The sequence below is a fragment of the Vibrio sp. 10N.261.51.A4 genome, from assembly GCF_041471945.1.
GTDB lineage: Bacteria > Pseudomonadota > Gammaproteobacteria > Enterobacterales > Vibrionaceae > Vibrio > Vibrio crassostreae_C.
In genome coordinates this window covers 1-1,777 of the sequence record NZ_JBFRPJ010000190.1, presented here as the reverse complement: position 1 = coordinate 1,777, position 1,777 = coordinate 1, and the positions used below count along the sequence as shown (strand labels likewise).

Below are 1,777 nucleotides of genomic sequence, written 5' to 3'. Positions count from 1 at the left end.
TTAATTACGCAACAAAGCCCGTTCAAGACTGTAATGCAATTGGACCAGTCACATTAAATCCAGATACACCGATGAAAGAAGCAGCATAAAAATCAACTAATGAGTGCCAACTGTCTTGAAAAACACCGCAAATACGAAGCATTTTCAAAGATCACGGGTATAAATTTTGATTTTGTACTAATATAAGGTTGGCAGGTATCTATCAGTCATTGACCCGAGGAAAGTGTCATTATCACTGAATTTAGTCTATTTATCGATCGTCACATATAGCAGATTATACGTCCTTAGAAAACTGACTGTGTTGAAAGAATTTACTTCCTACATTGGCAATGTTATTTAATGATATATAAGGAATGAAAACGATGACTTTTTTAAAAAAACTATTACCTACAGGTGTGTATAGTATGCTTATAGGTTGCTTTATCGCTGTAATGGTTACATTTACTGGCACGGCAACGGCAGCGCAAGAGCCGTTTAACCTTGAAGAAATGAAGGCTAAATACAGTGTTCGAGACTATGTCTATAAACCTCTTCCTGAGAGTGGATTCAACTATTTTAGAATCGCCGAGAATACCTATTTTGTGCATGATAATTTTGAGCATATGGTTTTTTTCGTCACGGATATCGGTGTTGTTGTCTATGATGCAATGCCAGATGTAAGCCCATTTGCTCTGATAGCGATTGCGGAGGTGACTGATAAACCAATCACCCATGTTATCTACTCTCATCACCATGCTGACCATGCTCGTGGCATGCATTTGTTCCCTGATTCGGCAATAAAAATTGCCAATATTCAAGCAGCTAAACTATTAAAAATAGCCAATGATCCTTCTCGTCCAATGCCTGACATTATTTGGGAAGATAGTTATGTATTAGAAACGGGTGGTTTGCGCCTTGAGTTTAAAGATCTAGATAGAAACTGGCATTCTCATTCAGACAGTCTGGTCTATGCACCTAAGCAAAAAATCTTACTTGCAACCGATACATTTCATGCAGATGCTGCACCTTGGTTACATTTCGGTGAAGCGACAGATGCCATCATGACTTGGATGTTGCCTCAAATTATTCTTGATAGCTATGACTTCGAACTTATTATTAATGGTCATGAAAGAATTGTACCAACGCGTGCTCATTTTAAGCTCTATCAAGAGATGATTAGCGACATGAAAAAATTCACCTATGAAGCTGCGGATTCTGCTGAATTTCAAGCGTTAGCGCAAGAAACCATGAAACGTTATTCTGAAGGTTCAGAGCATGCAATCTATAAAGAGATTATTGATGCGGGTGCTGAGATATGCGCCAATAAATGGGAAGAAAAATGGGCAGGTCGAGTACGTAATGCGAAATTAAACTCTAAAGAAAACTGCCAAATGATGTGGATGCAACTGATGGTTATCAACCCAGAGAAGGCATTAGAACCCGTGTATTAATATTGATTGCCACTGTTTTTAAAAACGAGAATAGTGGTTTTTTTAAAAATGCAAAGATCTGGATGCCAACTATTTTCTCATTCATATCGACAATATGATGCTACAGTTTATGAGGTTCATTGAAGATACCTAGGTTATTAGCTCTCCACGATGATTTCTGATCTAGCTGTTAACCTATTGGCAAAAAAACTGTAGTTTCCTAAGGCGTATATGGACTCCACCTGTTTTACAACTGTAAATTGACATAAACTTATAAGATGCGTGCGTATATACGGCTTTTTATTGAGAGAGCTACCCTCTAGCCTTAGATGTTTGCGCACCTATTATCGGCTTTGTTGCGTAATTAA

Annotated in this window: 1 protein-coding gene; it reads left to right on the top strand. The window is 37.9% G+C overall.

What is annotated here, in order from left to right; all coding sequences use genetic code 11:
- Positions 1–362: 362 nt before the first annotated feature.
- Positions 363–1,430, top strand: a complete 1,068-nt coding sequence (locus AB4384_RS23690) for an MBL fold metallo-hydrolase (RefSeq protein ID WP_372130208.1) — start codon at positions 363–365, stop codon at positions 1,428–1,430.
- Positions 1,431–1,777: the final 347 nt, after the last annotated feature.

Coding starts and splice junctions, on each gene's coding strand:
- AB4384_RS23690 (WP_372130208.1), top strand. CDS start 363: ATGACTTTTTTAAAAAAACTATTACCTACAGGTGTGTATAGTATGCTT.